2 protein-coding genes are annotated in these 2942 nt (G+C 72.3%); one reads left to right on the top strand and one right to left on the bottom strand.

Going from position 1 to position 2942, the window contains the following annotated elements; translation table 11 throughout:
• The first annotated feature begins 194 nt into the window (after positions 1-194).
• Complete coding sequence (gene groL, locus GXW74_RS27640) at positions 195-1823, top strand: chaperonin GroEL (protein ID WP_211850130.1); 1629 nt, start codon at positions 195-197, stop codon at positions 1821-1823.
• Positions 1824-1826: 3 nt separating this feature from the next.
• Here the strand turns inward: groL and GXW74_RS27635 are convergent, their stop codons facing one another.
• Positions 1827-2798: a DUF2950 domain-containing protein gene (locus GXW74_RS27635; protein WP_246524275.1), complete on the bottom strand. Its 972-nt coding sequence runs from the start codon at positions 2796-2798 to the stop codon at positions 1827-1829.
• Between the last annotated feature and the right edge of the window lie 144 nt (positions 2799-2942).

The following is a 2942-nucleotide window of genomic DNA, read 5'->3' as shown; positions in this document are numbered from 1 at the left end:
ATGGTCCGCTCCTCGAAGCCATGCCCGCCGATGAATCATGTCCGGCCGCGTCGGATCAACCCAAAGAGTCCGCCCTTTGTGCGCCGGGTATTACCGCCTCGCCGACAGGGCAACGCCCGCGACATTTGACCGGCATCAATGCGCCGGCCGTTGCGCCGGGCAAACTTCATTCATCCCCCACGGGAGAGGCCGCCATGCCCGCCAAGCAGGTCCTGTTCCGCTCCGCCGCGCGGGAGAAGATCCTGCGCGGCGCCACCCAGCTCGCCGATGCGGTGCGCGTCACCCTCGGCCCGCGGTCCAAATCCGTGCTGATCCAGCGAAGCTGGGGCGCGCCGCTCGTCTGCAACGACGGCGTTACCATCGCCAAGGAATTCGAGCTGAAGGACGCCGACGAGAATCTCGGCGCGCGCATGTTGCGCCAGGCCGCCGAACGCACCGGCGACGTGGTCGGCGATGGCACCAGCACCTCCACCGTGCTCGCGCACGCTATCCTCGCCGAGGGTATCCGCAACGTCGTCGCAGGCGCCTCGGCGGTGGAGCTGAAGCGCGGCCTCGACCGGGGCACGCGTGCGGCGGTCGGCGCGTTGAAGGCGCTTTCGCGCCCGGTGGCATCGCGCAAGGAGAAGGCCCAGGTCGCCACCATCTCCGCGCACAACGACGAATCCATCGGCGAACTGGTGGCCGACGCGATGGAGCGTGTCGGCAACGAGGGCGTCATCACGGTCGAGGAAAGCAAGACCACCGAGACGGTGCTCGAAGTCGTCGAGGGCATGCAGTTCGACCGCGGCTATCTCTCCCCCTATTTCGTCACCAACGCCGAGCGCATGGAGGTGGAGATGGAGGATGCGCTGATCCTCCTCACCGACCAGAAGCTGCGCAGCCTCGCGGAACTGCTGCCGCTGCTCGACCAGGTGGTGAAGTCCCACCGCCCGCTGCTGGTGGTGGCCGAGGACGTGGAGGCCGAGGCGCTGGCGACGCTGATCGTCAACCAGGTGCGCGGCACGCTGCGGTCCTGCGCGGTGAAGGCGCCGGGTTTCGGCGACCGGCGCAAGGCGATGCTGCAGGACGTCGCGGTGCTGACCGGCGGCACGCTGATCGCCGAGGAGCTCGGCCTGAAGCTGGAGGCGGCGCAGCTCGACCAGCTCGGCCGCGCGCGCCGCGTGGTGGTGGACAAGGAGGCCTGCACCATCATCGGCGGCGGCGGCGACCGCGCGGAGATCGAGCGCCGCATCGCCGCCATCCGCCGCGAGATCGAGGCCACCACCAGCGACTACGACAAGGAGAAGCTGCAGGAACGCGTCGCGCGGCTGGCCGGCGGCGTCGCCGTGGTGCGCGTCGGCGCGCCGGCGGAAGCCGAGATGAAGGCAAAGAAGGAAGCGCTCGACGACGCGATCAGCGCCACCAAGGCGGCGGTCGCCGAAGGCATCGTCCCCGGCGGCGGCCTCGCTCTGCTGCGCTGCGCCGCGGCGGTGGCGGCGGAGGAAGCCGCCTGCGAGGGCGACGAGCGCACCGGCGTGCAGATCCTCAAGCGCGCGCTGGAGGCGCCGGCGCGCCAGATCGCCGAGAACTCCGCCGCCGATGGCGGCGTGGTGGTGGCGCGCATGCAGGACGCCTCCGGCACGCTCGGCTTCGATGCCGCCCGCAAGCAGTATGTCGACCTGGTCGAAGCCGGCATCATCGACCCGACCAAGGTGGTGCGCGTCGCGCTGGAAAACGCCGTCTCGGTGGCGAGCGTGCTGCTGCTCACCGAGGCGACGATGACCGACCTCCCCGAGCCGAAGCGCGACCGCCCCGGCGCGGAGGAGGCGGGGATGGCGCTGTAGCCGCTACTCGGCCACCCGCGTCCAGCCCTCGCCCGGGTCGAAGGTGGTGATCTCCGCGGCCTCCCGCGCCGTGTCGGGGCCGAGATCCTGCTCGTAGACCACGCCGTCATGGCTGACCAGGAAGGTCTTGATGCCGGAGACGCCGTAGCGCGCCGGCGTGGCGATGACGGCGAAGCCGCCGATCATCCGCCCGTTCACGACGTAGTCCATGGCCCCACCGGGCGCCGCCGGCCCCTGCGATTCCAGCATGCGGAACAGGTAGCCATGATAGGGCTGCGGCGTGTCGCCGCGGGTGCGCGCATAGCCGCCGGCGCTCGCCGCGGCCATGAAGGGGCCGAGCGGGCTCTCGGGCTCGTCGTCCCGCGTCGGCCAGTAGAGGCCGTCCCGCCGGCCGGGGGTCGAGAAGAAGCGCCGAGCATAGGCCTGGAAGGCTCCCTGCCGGCCGGCGGTGCGGGCAAAGTCCCGCTGCGCATCGACCACGGCGCGCAATGTCTCGATGGTATCGAGCTCGTTGCGGCCGATGCGGCGGTCGACGATCTCCTGTCCCGCAGCCACGGAGTCGAAGCGCCAGGCGCCGCCGCGCTGCACCATCGGCAGCGGCAGCGGCCAGCCATCCTCGCCGATCTGCAGCACGGCGCGATCGGGCGCCGGGCGCAGGATCTCGTTCTTCACGTCATAGGCGGCGAGGAAGCGGTCCCGCGCATTGCGGTCCGCCACCGGGTCGCCGGATCGGATCAGACGGTGCCCGGCGCTGCCGAGAACGCGCAGCGCCTGTGGCTCGTTGCGCGCGCGGATGGCGGCGACGAGCGCGGCGAAGCCATCCTCCGGGCTGCGGAAGGCCTGAGGGGGAACCGGCCGCGGCGCCTGCCGCGGGGCCACGGCGGCGGGCTCGGGCATCGGCGCGGGCACCTGGGCCAGCGCGCCGGCGGTGCAGAGCAGGGCGGCGAGGCCGCCCGCCAGCATGGTCCTGATCATGGCATGCATCTTCAGCGCCTCCCGCCGCGTCCGCCGCCGCCACGGCCGCCGCCGCCACGACCACCCTGGAAGCCGCCCCCGCCGGCCGGGCGGGCGGCGGCGCGTTGCTGCGACTGGGCCCGGGCGGCGGGCTGGCCCTGGCGG

It is taken from the genome of Neoroseomonas eburnea (assembly GCF_018129005.1).
Taxonomy (GTDB): Bacteria; Pseudomonadota; Alphaproteobacteria; order Acetobacterales; family Acetobacteraceae; genus Neoroseomonas; species Neoroseomonas eburnea.
The sequence above is the reverse complement of the archived record's forward strand: the minus strand, read 5'-3'. Positions and strand labels throughout refer to the sequence as shown.

What these genes read in the sequence shown, in the direction of transcription:
- groL (WP_211850130.1), top strand. Translation starts at nt 195, where the DNA reads ATGCCCGCCAAGCAGGTCCTGTTCCGCTCCGCCGCGCGGGAGAAGATC.
- GXW74_RS27635 (WP_246524275.1), bottom strand. Translation starts at nt 2,798, where the DNA reads ATGATCAGGACCATGCTGGCGGGCGGCCTCGCCGCCCTGCTCTGCACC.